Source organism: Shewanella sp. Choline-02u-19 (assembly GCF_002836205.1).
In the GTDB taxonomy this organism is placed as follows: domain Bacteria; phylum Pseudomonadota; class Gammaproteobacteria; order Enterobacterales; family Shewanellaceae; genus Shewanella.
Window position 1 is genome coordinate 274,007 of the sequence record NZ_PJBE01000012.1, and the last position, 15,490, is coordinate 289,496.

The 15,490-nt window shown below is 43.4% G+C and carries 16 protein-coding genes; 9 read left to right on the forward strand and 7 right to left on the reverse strand.

Going from position 1 to position 15,490, the window contains the following annotated elements:
* The first annotated feature begins 246 nt into the window (after positions 1-246).
* The gene (locus CXF83_RS22940) at positions 247-732 is read left to right on the forward strand and encodes a type II secretion system protein (RefSeq protein WP_101090725.1); all 486 of its coding nucleotides are present in this window, start codon (positions 247-249) and stop codon (positions 730-732) included.
* Here the strand turns inward: CXF83_RS22940 and CXF83_RS03320 are convergent.
* Together CXF83_RS03320 and CXF83_RS03325 are read right to left on the reverse strand one after the other, a co-directional pair.
* Positions 729-1,073 (reverse strand): hypothetical protein, encoded by a 345-nt coding sequence (locus CXF83_RS03320; RefSeq protein ID WP_101090724.1) that lies wholly within the window; start codon positions 1,071-1,073, stop codon positions 729-731. The two genes, CXF83_RS22940 and CXF83_RS03320, sit on opposite strands and share 4 nt — an antisense overlap.
* A gap of 50 nt (positions 1,074-1,123) precedes the next feature.
* Positions 1,124-1,552, reverse strand: coding sequence for an Lrp/AsnC family transcriptional regulator (locus tag CXF83_RS03325; RefSeq protein WP_101090723.1), 429 nt, complete (start codon positions 1,550-1,552; stop codon positions 1,124-1,126).
* Between the two features lie 143 nt (positions 1,553-1,695).
* Between CXF83_RS03325 and yjeH the strand changes: the two genes are divergently transcribed.
* Positions 1,696-2,949 (forward strand): L-methionine/branched-chain amino acid transporter, encoded by a 1,254-nt coding sequence (gene yjeH / locus CXF83_RS03330; RefSeq protein WP_101090722.1) that lies wholly within the window; start codon positions 1,696-1,698, stop codon positions 2,947-2,949.
* 20 nt (positions 2,950-2,969) lie between these two features.
* Here the strand turns inward: yjeH and CXF83_RS03335 are convergent, their stop codons facing one another.
* Both CXF83_RS03335 and CXF83_RS03340 read right to left on the reverse strand, forming a co-directional pair.
* The gene (locus tag CXF83_RS03335; RefSeq protein ID WP_101090721.1) at positions 2,970-3,428 is read right to left on the reverse strand and encodes a tellurite resistance TerB family protein; all 459 of its coding nucleotides are present in this window, start codon (positions 3,426-3,428) and stop codon (positions 2,970-2,972) included.
* A gap of 109 nt (positions 3,429-3,537) precedes the next feature.
* Positions 3,538-4,047, reverse strand: a complete 510-nt coding sequence (locus tag CXF83_RS03340; protein ID WP_101090720.1) for a DUF2780 domain-containing protein — start codon at positions 4,045-4,047, stop codon at positions 3,538-3,540.
* A 186-nt stretch (positions 4,048-4,233) separates the two neighbouring features.
* Between CXF83_RS03340 and CXF83_RS03345 the strand changes: the two genes are divergently transcribed.
* The 3 genes from CXF83_RS03345 (at position 4,234) to CXF83_RS03355 (ending at position 8,045) form a co-directional block, all read left to right on the forward strand.
* Positions 4,234-4,962 carry a hypothetical protein gene (locus CXF83_RS03345; RefSeq protein WP_101090719.1) on the forward strand — a complete coding sequence of 243 codons (729 nt, stop codon included), beginning with the start codon at positions 4,234-4,236 and terminating at the stop codon, positions 4,960-4,962.
* Positions 4,963-5,069: 107 nt separating this feature from the next.
* Positions 5,070-6,479, forward strand: a complete 1,410-nt coding sequence (locus CXF83_RS03350) for a DUF4145 domain-containing protein (RefSeq protein WP_101090718.1) — start codon at positions 5,070-5,072, stop codon at positions 6,477-6,479.
* Positions 6,480-6,761: 282 nt separating this feature from the next.
* Positions 6,762-8,045: a hypothetical protein gene (locus CXF83_RS03355; RefSeq protein WP_101090717.1), complete on the forward strand. Its 1,284-nt coding sequence runs from the start codon at positions 6,762-6,764 to the stop codon at positions 8,043-8,045.
* Here the strand turns inward: CXF83_RS03355 and CXF83_RS03360 are convergent.
* A complete protein-coding gene (locus CXF83_RS03360) occupies positions 8,035-8,358 on the reverse strand; it encodes a hypothetical protein (protein ID WP_101090716.1) in 324 nt (107 codons plus the stop codon). The two genes, CXF83_RS03355 and CXF83_RS03360, sit on opposite strands and share 11 nt — an antisense overlap.
* A 118-nt stretch (positions 8,359-8,476) precedes the next feature.
* The gene (locus CXF83_RS03365; protein WP_101090715.1) at positions 8,477-9,472 is read right to left on the reverse strand and encodes a LysR substrate-binding domain-containing protein; all 996 of its coding nucleotides are present in this window, start codon (positions 9,470-9,472) and stop codon (positions 8,477-8,479) included.
* 100 nt (positions 9,473-9,572) lie between these two features.
* Here CXF83_RS03365 and CXF83_RS03370 point away from each other — a divergent pair, with 100 nt between their 5' ends.
* Together CXF83_RS03370 and CXF83_RS03375 are read left to right on the forward strand one after the other, a co-directional pair.
* Entirely contained in the window at positions 9,573-10,775 is a 1,203-nt protein-coding gene (locus CXF83_RS03370) for a multidrug effflux MFS transporter (protein WP_101090714.1), read from the forward strand.
* A 163-nt stretch (positions 10,776-10,938) separates the two neighbouring features.
* On the forward strand, positions 10,939-11,541 hold the full coding sequence (locus tag CXF83_RS03375; protein WP_101090713.1) for a tRNA-uridine aminocarboxypropyltransferase: 603 nt from the start codon (positions 10,939-10,941) through the stop codon (positions 11,539-11,541).
* A 205-nt stretch (positions 11,542-11,746) separates the two neighbouring features.
* Here CXF83_RS03375 and CXF83_RS03380 read toward each other — a convergent pair whose 3' ends face one another.
* On the reverse strand, positions 11,747-13,858 hold the full coding sequence (locus tag CXF83_RS03380) for an EAL domain-containing protein (RefSeq protein WP_198553517.1): 2,112 nt from the start codon (positions 13,856-13,858) through the stop codon (positions 11,747-11,749).
* Between the two features lie 410 nt (positions 13,859-14,268).
* On the opposite strand from CXF83_RS03380, the gene CXF83_RS03385 reads away from it, so the two are divergent.
* On the forward strand, positions 14,269-14,628 hold the full coding sequence (locus CXF83_RS03385) for a hypothetical protein (protein WP_232775019.1): 360 nt from the start codon (positions 14,269-14,271) through the stop codon (positions 14,626-14,628).
* Between the two features lie 155 nt (positions 14,629-14,783).
* The gene (locus tag CXF83_RS03390; protein ID WP_101090711.1) at positions 14,784-15,428 is read left to right on the forward strand and encodes a class I SAM-dependent methyltransferase; all 645 of its coding nucleotides are present in this window, start codon (positions 14,784-14,786) and stop codon (positions 15,426-15,428) included.
* Positions 15,429-15,490: the final 62 nt, after the last annotated feature.

The window sequence follows — 15,490 nt, forward strand, 5'->3', positions numbered from 1 at the left end:
TACAAAGTAATACCAATTGTATTAAATACCTGTTCATTCAGTGCTTTGAAAGCCACCCTACGGGAAGCGCTAAATACTTAATAGAATGACTATAGCGGCGGTTATTTACGCAAGCTATCAAGATGATTTTCCAAGGCATAAATATCATATACGCCATTTGGACGATGCTGTAAAATAGCGGAGTGACAATAATATAAGTTCAAACGTTCTATTTACATCGAGAAGAAGATTGGAGTTAAAAAAACATTGAAAAGTAAGGGCTTTACACTCATCGAGCTGGTGGTTGTTATCATTATATTGGGGATCCTTGCGGTCGCCGCAGCTCCAAAATTTTTAAACATAAGTAGCGATGCACGTATAGCATCCCTAGATGGGTTTGTAGGCGCTGTTAAATCAGCGAATTCAATTGTAATGAGTAAGGCTGTTCTCGCGGGAGTTGCATCGGCTAAAGTTGAAACAAACATCCCGAATACTGATTTATATGTGCTTGACGGTTCTATGAGTATTAAACCTGAACACATAAAGGCTGCAATGAATGTTGATGGGTTTATGATTACTGATTATCCAAACAATTCGACTATGCTAAGTACTTACGTATATTTGGGGGATAAAATATTAGAATCGCAAGAACTTAGAGCCCTGAATTGTTTTGTTCAACTTTCACGATCAGTCGGCGTTGGTAATATTGTTAATAGTGAATTGAAGGTGAACAAATTTTACGATGGCTGTTAAATTGAATTAGACATATGTGGGCCAGAGTACAATTTAGTGCCAAGCGTTCGGCTTTGGATTTGGCCTTTAATCGAAAGTTGGCAGTTACTCCTTAAGACTCTCTTGTCAAAAATAGTGTTAGCAATGACTGATACACTCCTATCGAAGATAGTCATAACCGCGTAAACGCGGGAGTGGTTAGCATAACGCTGACTGCTAACCAGCAGACAGATTGCGACTGATAACCACTTAGAGAGTGTTGGCCAGCTTAGGGCCATTGCTTGATCAAGCATCAAGGCCTGCGCCAAAACTGAGTGCGGAGGGTATTGCCATAACATGCCAGTGGCAATGACCAGCGCCATGGCAAGTCGATTATCGCTTTCCTTCTTACGTCATTTTCAGTTTTATATGGTTAACCTTGATTGTCTATCCACTCACTCATCACCACATGGGTTTTAATTTTGGTGATATCGTCTTGAGCATCAATAAACTCACGGATCTCGTGTAGACGTTTCATTGATGCCGCAGTGGCATAGATCAGTAGATCCATATCGCCAGTGATGCCTTTACAAGTAATAATTTCTGGGATGGTATGGAAAATTTTGACGATATCGGCGCAGTTGGGGCATTTGTGTTGGATTTCAAAGTAGGCTGAGACCCCATCAGTTTGGGATGCACTTAATATCACTTGATAACCACGAATAGTACCCGATGATTCCATCTTCTTTATTCGCTCAGTGACCGCAGAGCGTGATAGATTCACTGCCGCCGCAATGTCTGAGATGCTGCGGCGTGCATCTGATCTTAAGGCACTTAAAATGGCATTATCAAACTTGTCCATGATCAATTCCAACATAATGACGGCATTAAAGTAAAATACCGACAAAATGACGGTAGATTTGGTGAAGGTGACGGCGATTAAACGCAGAAAGCTAGTCAGTCTAGAATTATAATGGTGCCATTGTAAACCAGAGCATATAAGACATGAATCAAATACAAGGAACCATAGGCCGTTGGCAAGGTGCCGGGCTTATGGCCACCACTTTGTTGGGTACTGGCGTGTTTATCCTGCCACAAATGACAATCGTGACCGCAGGGCAAGGCGCATTAATCGCCTGGCTAGTATTAACGCTAGCGATTATTCCGGTGACGCTGGTGTTTGGACGTTTAGCCAGTGTGCTACCCCATGCCGCAGGGCCGGCCTATTTTGTAGAGCAAGCGTTTGGTCGTACTGCTGGACGAACGATTGGCTTGATGTTTTTACTGGTGGTGCCCATCGGTGCACCGGCCGCTATTCTAATGACCTTTCAATTCGTTAATGCGCTAGTGCCGATAAATGGTTGGGCGCAAGTTGGCACCGAGTTGTTATTGCTAGGAGTGCTACTGTTACTTAATTTACGCGGCATTCAAGTTTCTGCAAAACTGCAGTTCGGGTTAACTTTAGCAATTGTCTCGGTCGTGGCAGCGCTATTTGGCGGTGTTGGCTTGAGTTTATCGGAGCTTGAATCTTTTACCCATCAAGATGCACCGAATGCGAGCCTGATCATGGCCGCGGTCGGTATTGCATTCTGGAGTTTTTTGGGTATCGAAGCGATGACACATCTTGCCAATGACTTTCGTCAGCCGAAGCAAGATATGATCCCTGCAATGCTCATCGGCACCGTGCTGGTTGGCGTGGTTTATTTAGCCTGTACCTTATTACTATTGGTCGTGCCAAGCGATACACCAGTGGCGATGGTCGGCGTGTTCGACAGTTTACTGGGCGGCTATGGGGCACAGGTGATTGGCATATTGGGGATCGTGAGTGGTTTGGCTACCGTCAATGTTTATACCGCGAGTGTCTCTAGATTAATCTGGAGCTTTAGCCGAGATGGCGTATTGCCAAAATACTTTAGCCAATTGAATCAGCATCATTCACCTGCTCGCGCTGCAATAGCGGTGCTGATTGCGATGGCATTAGTCATTATAGTGACCTACGCAACAGGTCAGCAATTAGAAGATCTTATTGCGTGGAGCAATGGGGTGTTTGTGATTATCTATTTGGCCACTATGTTTGCTGCGGCTAAATTACTGAGCAAGCGTTACTTGCCATTGGTGATACTGAGCTGTGCATTATGCGCTGTTATTGGTTTTGCTTTAGGTTGGAATATGACCTACGCGATAGTATTAATGCTGGTTCTGTTTCCCATGTTGTGGGCGCAGAAAACCCACCTTAATCGAAAGCAATTCGCGTTGTAGCAGCGGCAATAGCCGCTTACTCAAGGTTTTTGTTGTGTTTCAATCGCGATATTGCGCATCTGAATGAGTTCGCTATGCCTAAGGTGTAGCAATTCAGAGGTGCGGCGGATCATCTGGTCTTCATATTGACACAGGTGCCCGTCAACATAGGCTAAACGCCACATTGCGAGGATCAAATGCTGTTTTTGCTCTATATCGAAGTTGTCATTAATCGCTTGAGTAAACTCATAAAGTGAGGTGGAATTCTGTTGTGACACGGTCGCGTTGGCGATTAATGCACTGACATCTTCTATTGATAAGCCCAAAGTGGTGGTGAGAAGCTCAGGTAATATCTTGGCTTCTTCATCTGACATGTTCTCATCGGCCATGACGACTTCTAATAGCAAGCTGGCAGCGGCAAGGTTAAGGTGCTGCGCCTGCTCTTCAGCAGAAAGCGTGTGGTGTTGAGCTTCAAAAAACTGTTTTAGCTTGGCAAGCATGCAAGAGCCTCAAAGGTGATTATAAAAATTAGAGCATTAAATCGCATGAGAGTTCCATCTTGACTTAGCTGAATGCTTCAACAATAGCCAAGATGGATAAATCCTTGGTTTACAATATAGCGCCAAGTCCTTTCATTAATAGGTCAGAGGTGCCAGAGGTGCCATTCGTGTCGAGGTAACCCTTTACGATATCAATCATAGGTGCGGCTAAGTCTTTAGAAATGCCTAGCTTTTCAAAAGCGTCGTATACCATAGCACCGCCCTGCAGTGAATCACCTAATCCACCCGCTTTAGATAATAAGCCTGACATACCTGAATCGTTGTCGAGCTCAGGCACTGCACCTAGCAAACCATCAATACCGGGGATAGAGTCCGAAATTGAGCTGAAATCACTACTGCCCAGTGAAGACTGTGCGAGTGATAACAAACTGCCTAAACCGCCCTCAGCTTGACCTTGGCTTAAGCCTAATTGCGACATAACATTACCGACTAAATCATCAGACTGCGAAGGGGTTGAAATCGCTTTGGTTGCTTCTGCTAATGGGTCGAATCCGTGGGCGTTAATCTGAGTTGAGAATATGCTGAGAAGCGTCAGAATACTTGCAGTCAATAATTTCATAAGGGCCATCCTTTTAAGGTAATTCTGTTGTGTTATTTAACGAGTTTAACGGTTTTAACAAACAGTTTGCAGTTTTTTTACTTTTAACAAATAGCTAATACGTGATTTCAACTGTGCATTAATTACCAAACTTGGGTATCCTTAGCCCTAATTCGTGTTACTCGATTTCATTTTTTGGAAAACTCTATGTCATTATCAGCAATCTTGACTCAAGCATTTAACTTTTTTCGTAATAATATTAGCCAATTAGCGGCTTTGACTGTTCCTGTGTTGTTTATCCAAGTGGGTATTCAACTGTGGTTGAGTTTAGAGATAAACGCTGCTGATCTTGAAAAACCTCAGTTTGGCACCAGTCATATGGTCGCTATGATGGTGTTGTTGCTGGTATTTTCATTTTTAATTGCAGCATTAACGCTGTTTTTAGAGATCCGTTCACAGGGACACAGTCCTAGTAACGGCATGATATTAAAAACCAGTTTGAACTTTGTTCCTGCGCTATTGTTGGCTGGCGTCTTTTCGGGTCTAGCGGTACTGGCGCCTTTCTTCGTGCTACTCGCGATCAACCCTATGCTGGGAATCATTGGTTTGGTGATTAGTGTTTATCTTTTTGCTCGGCTGGCCTTTGTTAACTTCATGGTGGTCGTTGAGCGATTGACACCCATGGAAGCTATTAAGCGTAGCTTTGCATTTAGTGGACCGATAACACTGAAAACAATAACGGTATTATTACTGTATATTCCGGTCTCGTTGGTGGGCAGTGTGCTGGCTATGGCGACACAACTTGGCGGTCTACCGTTACAGTTAGTGGGTGAAGTTATTGTGGCATTTTTTGGCTTATTCGTTAACGTGGTTCTATTTCGTTTATATATGGTGTCACGTGAACAGCCAGATACAGCCGGTAATCTAGAGCCATAACCCTCAGTATTGAACATAGGCAATGATGGCGAGTGTTTTAGATGACATGCGCCATTGTTCTAGCTAATTCAACGTAACGCATGTGGTAAACGGCGTGGGAGCATATCTTGTTAAACGATATTGAATTCGTTAATCAGTTTTCAGTCGAGCTGGGACAGGATTATCGCAAGGCTAAAAGCTTTGTAACTGATGTGCCAACGCAAGCTTTGCTTCATGTAAGAAGCTTTAGCCATAAGCTAACCAGCTTACTGGCTGAAGAGTATGCTATCGATTTCGATAGCCCCAACCTTTACGATCGCATTGAGCTGCTAAACCAACGCAGACTTATCGATGTTAAAACCACCCGAGCTCTGCATAAACTGCGTGCCGATGGTAATCGTGGTGCCCATCCTGAAAAGTATCACCTTACTCCTGAGCAATTGCAGGAGTTAAGTCAGCGCGCAATAAAAAATCTACTCTTGCTGGTGGATTCACTGTTCAGTCAGGTGACGAATACGAGCAAGCCAGAATATTACTTTGAAGAGTTTGATGCCTTAGCGGGTAGAGACTTGTGCTATCGCGCGGTGATGGAGCGAGACGCGGAATCGCAATATCTAGTCGGTATGTCGCTTAAGACGCGAGCGTTAATGCAAAGAGAGCAGGAATTAGCATTACAAGAAAGCCGTGATGACAAGGTTGAAGATCGCTCTACTGCATCGTTTAAGCAAGCCAGCTATTGGTTTGCGCAGGCCGCCAATGATGATGTGAATGCCTTATATGAACATGGCGTATCATTAGTCCATGGTTACAGCGGTGAATTTGATGTTGTAGGGGGTGAGCAGGCCATTGCTTCAGCGGCAGCTGGAGGCGTCGCTAATGCCATGGCGTTGTTAGGTTACTTCTATTTAGTCGGTAGTCAGCATTTTGAAGCCGATGTGCAGCTTGCTGAGCGTTACTTGAGTCAAGCGGCAAAGCTCGAGCAATCAGAAGCAATGGCAAATCTGGGTGTACTTTATTATCAGCAATCTGATCTGAAAACGGCTTATAAATATATCAGTCGCGCGGCAAAAGTAGGTTTCCCGCATGCACAATACCATCTGGCGCTGATGTTAGCCCGCGGTGAAGGCTGTGATGCTGATGCGGTACAAAGCGAACATTGGTTGGCTGAAGCTGCTGAGCAAGGCCAAGTCGATGCTATGTTCTCTAGAGCACAGTCGATGCTGCATGATGACACTGGATTAGGGGATGATTACTCGCAGGCAGAAAGCTATTTACGTGAAGTGATTAAATACGGTCATAGTGTGCCAGCAATGATAGAGCTGAGTATTGCGCTTGCCGATGGTATGTTAGGGCGTATCGATGTTGTGTCTTCAGCCTCTTTATTAAAACTGGCTCGAGAGCACGCTAATGATGATGAACTGGCGGTGATCGAACCTCTATGGGCTTCACTTGAGCAGCAAGTACTCTCTGTGATGGAAATGACCAACTCACCTCAAGAAAAAGAAGCGTTAGCAAAAGCGGCTGAATTACTTAGCTAAAATGCTCAATACAGATACTCTTTTGCTTCAGTCTTAAAATGCAACTAGTGTGATTTCTATTCCCTTTCCTTCAATAAGCAGTGCGGGCTGCATTTATTGTACAGCTCTAGATTGATATCTATACACACGCCGCGTAGTAGATTTTTCTGTCCTAAATTCTTTCCTAAGTAGAAAACAGGGTAAATGATTCCATACTCATATAATTAACATATTCTCAAATTCCAGTTGTATACATTATTCTATATGTGTACATTGACGACAATCAAAATGCTGGAGCGCCCTATGCCTTATTCTGCTGACAATGAAGCTAAATCAATTCTTATCTCTCCCGCTTATTCAAAAGCGAAAAACCAAGAACTGAATAAGTTTGCAGAGCGCTATACTCGATTTGCACTTGCAATCGGACAGCACGACGAACTCTACGTTGATGCGTATTTTGGCCCTAGAGCATGGCAAGAAGACGCTTTTTGGCAGCCATTAACGGAGCTTAGGTTGCAATACGAAGAGGGTTGCCAGGTGCTTGCGGCTGTTGGTGAAAATCATCTTGATATAGAGTTGAGTGGCCGCTATTGCTTCCTCGAAAAGCAATGGCTATCGATTGGCGCGTATTTAGATCTATTGGAGGGGAAGTCCCTTAGCTTTGAGGAAGAAGCTCGTCGGTTGTACGATTCAGCGGTCGTTGAATACTCATTAGCAGAACTTAACAGCATCCATATAGAACTCAATAACTTATTGCCCGGCGAAGGGACATTCGCAAGCCGTTTGGCCGAATTTAAGTTGTCTTATATTGTACCGAAAAATAAAGCCGCTGCAGTATTTAACGCGGCGATTGATAAGGCGCGTGAATTGACTAAAAAGCAGTTCACATTACCTGCGTATGAGCATTGTGAAATTGAGTATGTTAATGACAAAGTGTGGACCGCATATAACTGGTACAAAGGTGATTACCATAGCCTAATTCAACTCAATCAAGATCAACCGTTAACGATTGACCGATATTTGGAGTTAGCGACTCACGAAGGCTATCCTGGTCACCACGTCTTTAATGCCCTGCAAGAGCAGTTGTTGGTAAAAGAAAAAGGCTGGTTGGAATATTCAATCTATCCCTTGTTCAGTCCGATATCTTACCTTGCTGAAGGCAGCGCTAATTATGCTTTGCGTCTATTGATGAGCCAAGATGAGATTGTGTTGTTTGAGCGTGATGTATTAATGCCGTTGGCTGGCCTCGAGGCGGACCTTACTCTGTTTCACAAGGTGTTTGCTTGTATTAAGCGGCTTGGATACTTTGAAAACCATGTCAGTAAATTATTAACGGATAAAAAGATTAATTATAAAGAGGCGACTCGTCTGCTGGTTGATGATGCATTTTATACCCACTCAAGAGCGGAACAACGCACTCGTTTCTTTGACCAAAATCGTTCGTACATTATTAACTATAGTGTTGGGGAAGATGCTGTTGCTGAGTGGGTGGAGAGTGGAACTGCTGATAAAGCGATACACTGGCAGCGATTTGAGGCCTTATTATCAAGACCTCGTAGCGCATCTGCAATGAAAGTTATTCGTTAGGATTATGCTCAAAGATACGGCCTGCTGCCGTTGATTGAGAAGTATTTTCTCGGGAAACGTTTTCTTGAAAAGCATCGTCTTTCTGAAATTTCTGTCCGGCTTGCTGCTTATTAAAACGCGCGAGTTGACGCTTTAGGTAAACGCGACCAAACAAGCTTAATGCCATAAATGTGATTGCGCCGAAAAGCAGTAAAAAAGGCAGCGCGACGAGCGCTAGAGTCATAAAGGCCAAACCGATAATGAATGCTAACCAGCCGCGAGAGCCAGAAAATCGATTTTGCATTGGGTTGCTTTGAAACGAGTTGTAAATCATATTTTCTCCAAAATGTCTTAGTTGTTAGCTTACACTAAAAAGATGAATAACAACTGAATGGGCAAGTTAACGGATTTAATATTGCCGATTATCTAAGCAGAGATCACGTTAATAAAGGTTAATCTTGTTCTGTTTTCAAAAAGTGTTTTAAGTCTGGTGAATCGAAAGCGGTTGCAACACTTTGACAAATAACATTTTTTACCCACTGATGCCCTGGGTCATCATCGTTTCTTTGGTGCCAAAGCAATACATAGGCTAGTGGCATGAATTCGAAAGGCAGTGGGAGTTCCGCTAGCGGGTACAATTTCTTTGCATGTTGGGCAAAACTCGCGGGAAGGGTAAATATCAAATCACTATGGGCGCAGATACTCGCAGCGCCATAAAAGTCAGGCACAGTGGTACTGATCCGGCGATGGTGCCCTAGATCTGCCAGATGATAATCTAATGCCCACCAATCATTGCCTTCACAGCGCACCTGTACATGAGACATCTCTAAATAGATATTTAGATCCCAGAGGCCGGTTGCTATCGTAGCCAGCAAGGGGTGATCTTGCCTCACTAAGCAAACTTGCTTATCGGTAAATAGGGTCTGGTGTGCAATGCCATCGGGCAGGCGATCAATTTTAAAAGCGGACTGTGGGTGAAGATCACGCCCTGAAATACCGAAATCTATCTGACCTTGCTGAATCGCTAGGGTCGAGTTTTCCGTCCAAACATAGCTGTCTAATTTAAGATTGGGTGCCTTGGTCAGCAAAGGGCCGATAAAGTAGGGGATCAGTGTTTCATATGCACTCTCCACCATAGAAAATGAAAACTGCCGAGTACTGCTACCGGGCTCAAAACTGGGGGGTAAAGTCAGTTGATATAAGCTCTGTAAGCTTTGAGGCAGCAATTTTCCAAGTTGTACAGCATGGGCGGTAGGCCTTAAGCCATGTGCCGTGCGTAAAAAAAGTGGATCGCCTAAGGTATCTCTCAAACGATTAAGGCTCTTACTCAATGCTGACTGACTTAGATGTAAGCGATTTGCAGCTCGGGTAACACTTTGCTCCTCCAATAGTATTTGTAGAATGACGAGTAGGTTTAAGTCGATACGTGCCAAATTCTCTAATTTCACAAGATATTCCTCAATGGAAATTCATTATGGAAATAATATCATTTCTGTTCATACCATAGTTTGATTAATATAGTCGTGTTTACAATATTTGAGAAAGATAATGCGCCGTAATTTACTCCCTATTTTAATGTCGATGGTTGTACTCAGTCCATTGGCTATCGATATTTACCTTCCTTCTATGCCTGCTATGGCGACTGAATTTGCTGTTTCGGCGAGTCAAATACAGTCGACTTTAGTGTTGTTCCTTTTTGCTATGGGAACGGGACAATTATTAATTGGACCGTTAGCCGATAGATATGGCAGACGACCTGTCGCATTGGGCGGTATTATTCTTTACATCGCCAGCAGTATCCTTGCCGCCGTTTCCGTTGAATTTCACTGGTTGCAGTTTGCGCGTGTATTGCAGGGCTTAGCGGCTTGTTCGACCTCTATTGTGGTCTTTAGTGCGGTACGTGATTGCTTCACTCCAAAAGAGAGCGCGCGTTATTATAGCTATCTTAACGGCATGATTTGCGTTATCCCTGCATTGGCACCAACCTTGGGTGGTTTACTGGCGCTGCAATTTGGTTGGCGCTCGACCTTCGTGTTTATGACGCTCTACGCGATATTAATCCTGATCTTTGTGGGTTATCGCTTACCGGAAACACGCCCTAAAAGTACCGATAGTTCAGGGCCATTATACCGTTGGGCTCGCTATAAACCCGTAGTGATAGAGACACACTTTTTGTTCTATGCATTTGCCTGCATGGCGGGAATGGCCGCGATCTTAAGCTATGTTTCATATGCGCCGGTGTGGTTGATTGACCGATTAGGGGTATCAGAGTTGATGTTTAGTGGATTGTTCGGTTTAAATGCTGTCGTCAACATCGTCGCTTGTTTTGCTGCACCTTTAGTCATCAAAAAATTAGGTAACCGTCCCACTGTAATTGTCGCACTTTGGTTTATGTTAGCGTCTGCAGCCACTCAAGTATTGGTGCAGGTGGTTGGCCCACAAACTGGCTTAGCGGCAGCGATTAGCTTTATGTTGCCAATGATGTTGCTCTGTATTGGCTTTGCTTTATTGCTTGGCCCTGCAACCAGTATGGCGTTATCTGCATTTGGTGAGAGAGCAGGCACTGCGACGGCAATGCTCGGTTTTATTCAGATGAGCGGCGCGTCACTGCTGACTGCGATAGTGCAACAAACGAGTTTGCCTGCACCTTATGCTGTTGCCATTATTATGGGCGGATTGGCGATTATCTTGTTGGTCATGATGGCGATGTCTCGCTTTGATCATTGGCACCAAGAGCAGTATGCTCACTAACAAATTAAGGATTAACCGTTAGCGTACAGCGACGATTAACCGTAAAACACCCTTTGACCTGTATGAATTAACCATTCATGCAGGTTTTTTTTATCCATAAATTGGCTTGGAATTGGTATAAACTAAGCACTATCGAGTTTGTCCCATTATTAGGTTTACACTTTTGTCTCGTCCTAACTGCCCTTCGTGCCACTATCCACTAAAAGCCTGTTTGTGCGCCAGCATAAAAAAAATGCAGGTTAAAACTGAGCTGATCATTTTGCAAGATCCTACTGAAGTGGGTCACGCTAAAAATAGTGTGCGGCTGTTGGAGTTAGTTATTCCTCAGACGCAAGTTGTGGTCGGTGAAACCGCAGAGGACTTTGCTCTGCTACGTGAGCAATTGGCTTTGGCCAATAAACCGATATATTTGGTGTACCCATCAACGGCAAGTCAGTCAGTGGCTGATATCGTCATTGATACGGATGTGATTCTAATCTTGCTCGATGGTACCTGGCGCAAGGCATATAAATTATTGCAATTGAATCCATGGTTACAGGCTTTTCCGGCTTTGCATCTTGATTTAGATTGCGCTTCTAACTACACGATTCGTAAAGCCAGCCGCAGTGATAGCGTGTCAACATTGGAAGCGAGTGCGATGATGCTAAAGGTGATAGAGCCTCAACAAGATGTGACACCACTAACCGATGCGTTAGCGGCTTTAGTCGAACAGAGGTTAGCGTCAATGCCGGCTGATGTGCGCGCACGATACCAAGAAAATAAATAGAGGTAGGATTTGTGAATGGCATCGTCTCTTACTTAATAAAACCCTATTCAAGTCACGCTAATTCATTAAGAGATAGGGTTTAATAGAGATGTCAGCTAGATTAGTTGAATATAAGAGGCTGCCTCATTCACCGCTTTTGCAGGGAGCGACACTGAATTTATTCAGGTGATTGATGCAGCCATCTTTTAGTCAAATCGTACTTATTTTAAGCTTTTTTGAGCAAGCTTAATGACTCAGATGCAAAAACCTCGGCCGTTGCTGGCCAGCCAAAGTAATAACCTTGGCCATATCCTTTGCCCATCATCAGTAATAGATCTTTTTGAGCTTCGGTTTCGACCCCTTCAGCGATATAGCAAAGATTCAATGTATGAGCCAGTTGCACCATGGCTTTGCATAACTCTTTGCCTTGAGGTTCATGCAGTCGCTGTGCGAAACTGGAATCGATTTTTAAACAATCAATTGGCAAGCTGCCTAATCGACTTAGCGAGAATAGACCGGCGCCAAAATCGTCGATGGCTATGCTGATATTAAGTTGTTTGAGCTCGTTTAATACTGCTGACATCATTGTGGGTTTGCGGATCAAAGCTGACTCTTCAATTTCAATCACCAACTTGTTGGAAGGTAATTGAGTTTGCTGCAGAACCTTGGTTAACATCGACACAAAGTCTGGGTGTTCTAGTTGTGAAGTGGATATATTGACCGTGATTTTCAACTGGTCATTGTACTGCGCATGCCACTTGCTCATTTGTTCGCAAGCTTGCTCTAGAGCCCATAGCCCTACGCTCACCATTGAGTTGGTTTCTTCTAGTAATGGGATAAATTCACGGGCTTCTAATATTTCGCCGTTACTGCGCTTCCATCTTAATAGTGCTTCGACAGCAATCAAATTATTGTTTTCGAGGTCAATAATCTGTTGGTAAACCAAACTGAATTGACCCAGGCTTTGCGCATGCCTTAAATCATTGAGTATAAGCAGTTTCTTCTCTGCTGCTTCTCTGATCGCCGCATTATAGAATCGAATATGATTTGGGCTTTTCTTAGCGGAATACATGGCTGTATCAGCCATGCTGAGTAATTGATTTGCCTCGTCGCTTTGCTGTGGAAATAACGATATGCCGATACTGGTGCTTAAATAAAACTTTTGACCATCGATCTCAAAGGGGACATCAAACAAGGACAGTACCAGATCTGAAAAAGCTTCTATCTCTTGTTTGTTTTTGCACTTTGGCAGCACTAAGGTAAATTCATCGCCCCCTAAGCGGGCTATCTCTGCATCGTCTAGACAACAGGTTTCTAATCTTGCGGCCACAAGTTGTAAGACTTTATCACCCGTGGCATGACCAAAACTGTCATTAATATTCTTAAAACCATTGAGATCCAAAAACATCAAGGCACCAATCATTGTGCTGTGTTGCTTGATATTATTAATGGCTTTATTCAAGATTTTAATAAGGTGGAATCGATTAGGCAGGCCAGTCAGTTTGTCGTACATTGCTTGCTGAGTGAGCTTGGCTTCCAGTCGCTTCTTTTCACTGATATCGCTGAATAAGTTAACAAAATAGACGGTATTGCTAGCATAAATGCGCCTGCAACTTTGCCAGGCAGGAAATTTTGAGCCGTCGGAACGATATTTCCACACCTCTCCTTGCCAGCTACCTTTGCTTTTTAATGGATTTGGAGCAATGCCATCATTAATCATCGCCTCAAGGTTAAGCTCACTGGGTGTTTTACCCAACATGTGCTCAGCGCTATAGCCGCAAATGCGGCACATCGCCTTATTTACCGCAAAAATGTGACTGTCTTCGTCAGTAATATAAACAGCTTCAGCACTGTCTTCTAAGGTGATCGACATTAACTCTTTGGGTAGATTTTCAAAGCCATTACTTGAGTGTGAACGTCGTTTCCCACGTCTATCCATAGGCGTAAATTGGATTAATACCACATTATTATCATCAAGACTAAACGGATAAAGCGTGACTTTTGTTGGGAGTTCAGTGCCTTGCTGACTTAAGTATAACCAGTTAAAGGAAACGATCTTTCCTTTGGCTGCTTCACGCAGCTGTTGTTGGCCATATTCGACACTATTTCTTCCAGAAGATTGGATCCTCGGGGAAAAATCATAGGGTGTGGAATGGATGAAGTTTTGCTCAATGCTTTCGAAATAGCTTAGGGCGACTGGGTTGGCACCAATAAAGCGGTGGTCTTGTACAATCGCCAGAGCAGGTAAAACATCAGCAATTTCAAATTGAATAAGCTGATCGGAAAGAGAAGGGGTGGCAGATTTCAGACGAGAGTATAACTCTGACCACTTTTGCATACTCATTTTTCCCGTTCCTTCATTACATTATTCAAATAGCAGACACTGGCTAAAAGTGAATAAATCTAGCGTTTAGCAACTGCTTTCCATAAGCGTCAAAAATACCTTTATTTGACGCTTTGTACAAACTTGTTGTAACAAAAATTTTATATTTTGTGAGTTTATGGGGCATGAATCTTATTTGTTAAGGAGCTTCTAGCTAAGAACTAACGTTCACACAAAAGCATAGCATTGTTTGAACGTTAGTTACTTGATGCCATCGTCACTATGTCTTTGTCGGTTTTAGGTTTAATTGGCATGTCCATGAACTTGTGGAGCTTAGACATACGGCACAAATAAAAAGCGATAAATGAGCCAGGCTGTTGTTAGAATGTGAATTATTGACTGACACTGATCAAAGGACTTGTTCGATGATGGTACTTAAACGACCTTATACAGCATGGTTATACTCAATTGTCTTGTGCTGCCTCAGTAGTAATATCATGGCAGCTGATAAGCCTTCACTCGCAGAAAAAGGAGAGTTAGCTAAAGAGCGCTCTTTGACAATAGAACAAGAACAGTTGAAAAAAGCACGCGAAGCGTCCAGTTTACATGCTGAACAAGAGGAAAAACTGTTGTCGAAGGCTGAGCCAAGCGATTGGGAAAGTGAGCAGTATGAAAAAGCACAGCAGCACTTTGAAGGGCGTGAATCTAGAGAAGAGAAGTACTTACGTGAGGCAAAGGAAGCGGCGAGTAAAGAGCATAAAATGGCTAAACCTATTAAGGACTAACTCATTATGTTGAGGTTAGTATTTTTGTGGCTGTTGCTTATCAGTAGCAATAAATAAGCGCGGTATGAGTGCAAATATGCGATGAAAGTTAAACTGCCCCTTGGTACTTATCATCAAAATAATAGCTAAGACTAACCTGAGTAGTGAGACGTCATTTGAGTTTATGTCCTTTATGCCAACAACCAAGTTTGAGCGCATTTCATCAGGATAACGTTCGGGCGTATCAACGCTGTGACAACTGCTATTTAGTCTCGGTGGCGGCTGCGTTTAGATTGAGTGTGATAGACGAAAGAGCGATTTACGATCAACATCAGAATGATCCTGATGATCAACGCTATCGACAATTTCTTGCTCGAGCCATTAATCCGCTATTTGAGCGAGTAGAGCCTGATGCAGAAGGGTTAGATTTTGGCTGTGGTCCGGGGCCGACCATTAGTGTGATGGCTGCGGAGTTAGGGCTCCAAACTCACAATTATGACCTGTACTACTTTAACGATCTTGAGTTGCTTAGTCGCCAGTATGACTTTGTCACTATGACTGAAGTGATTGAGCATGTGGCAGATGCACTGCCATTGTTGCAAACGTTAGACTCATTGCTTAAGCCTGGCGCCATTTTAGTGGTGATGACTAAGCGTGTTATTAGTGAAGCCGCATTTTCAACATGGCACTATAAGCAAGATTTAACTCACATCAACTTTTACTCAATCGAAACATTTGAGTGGATCGCGGCCAAGTTTAATTGGACGCTTGAAGTGATAGGTGCCGATGTGGTGTTTTTGACAAAAGCCGCTAATAGCTGAGGTTAATCGTTATACTTAACGGCTGAGTGTTTCCCCTTTTTATCCATCATGATTTTAACGGA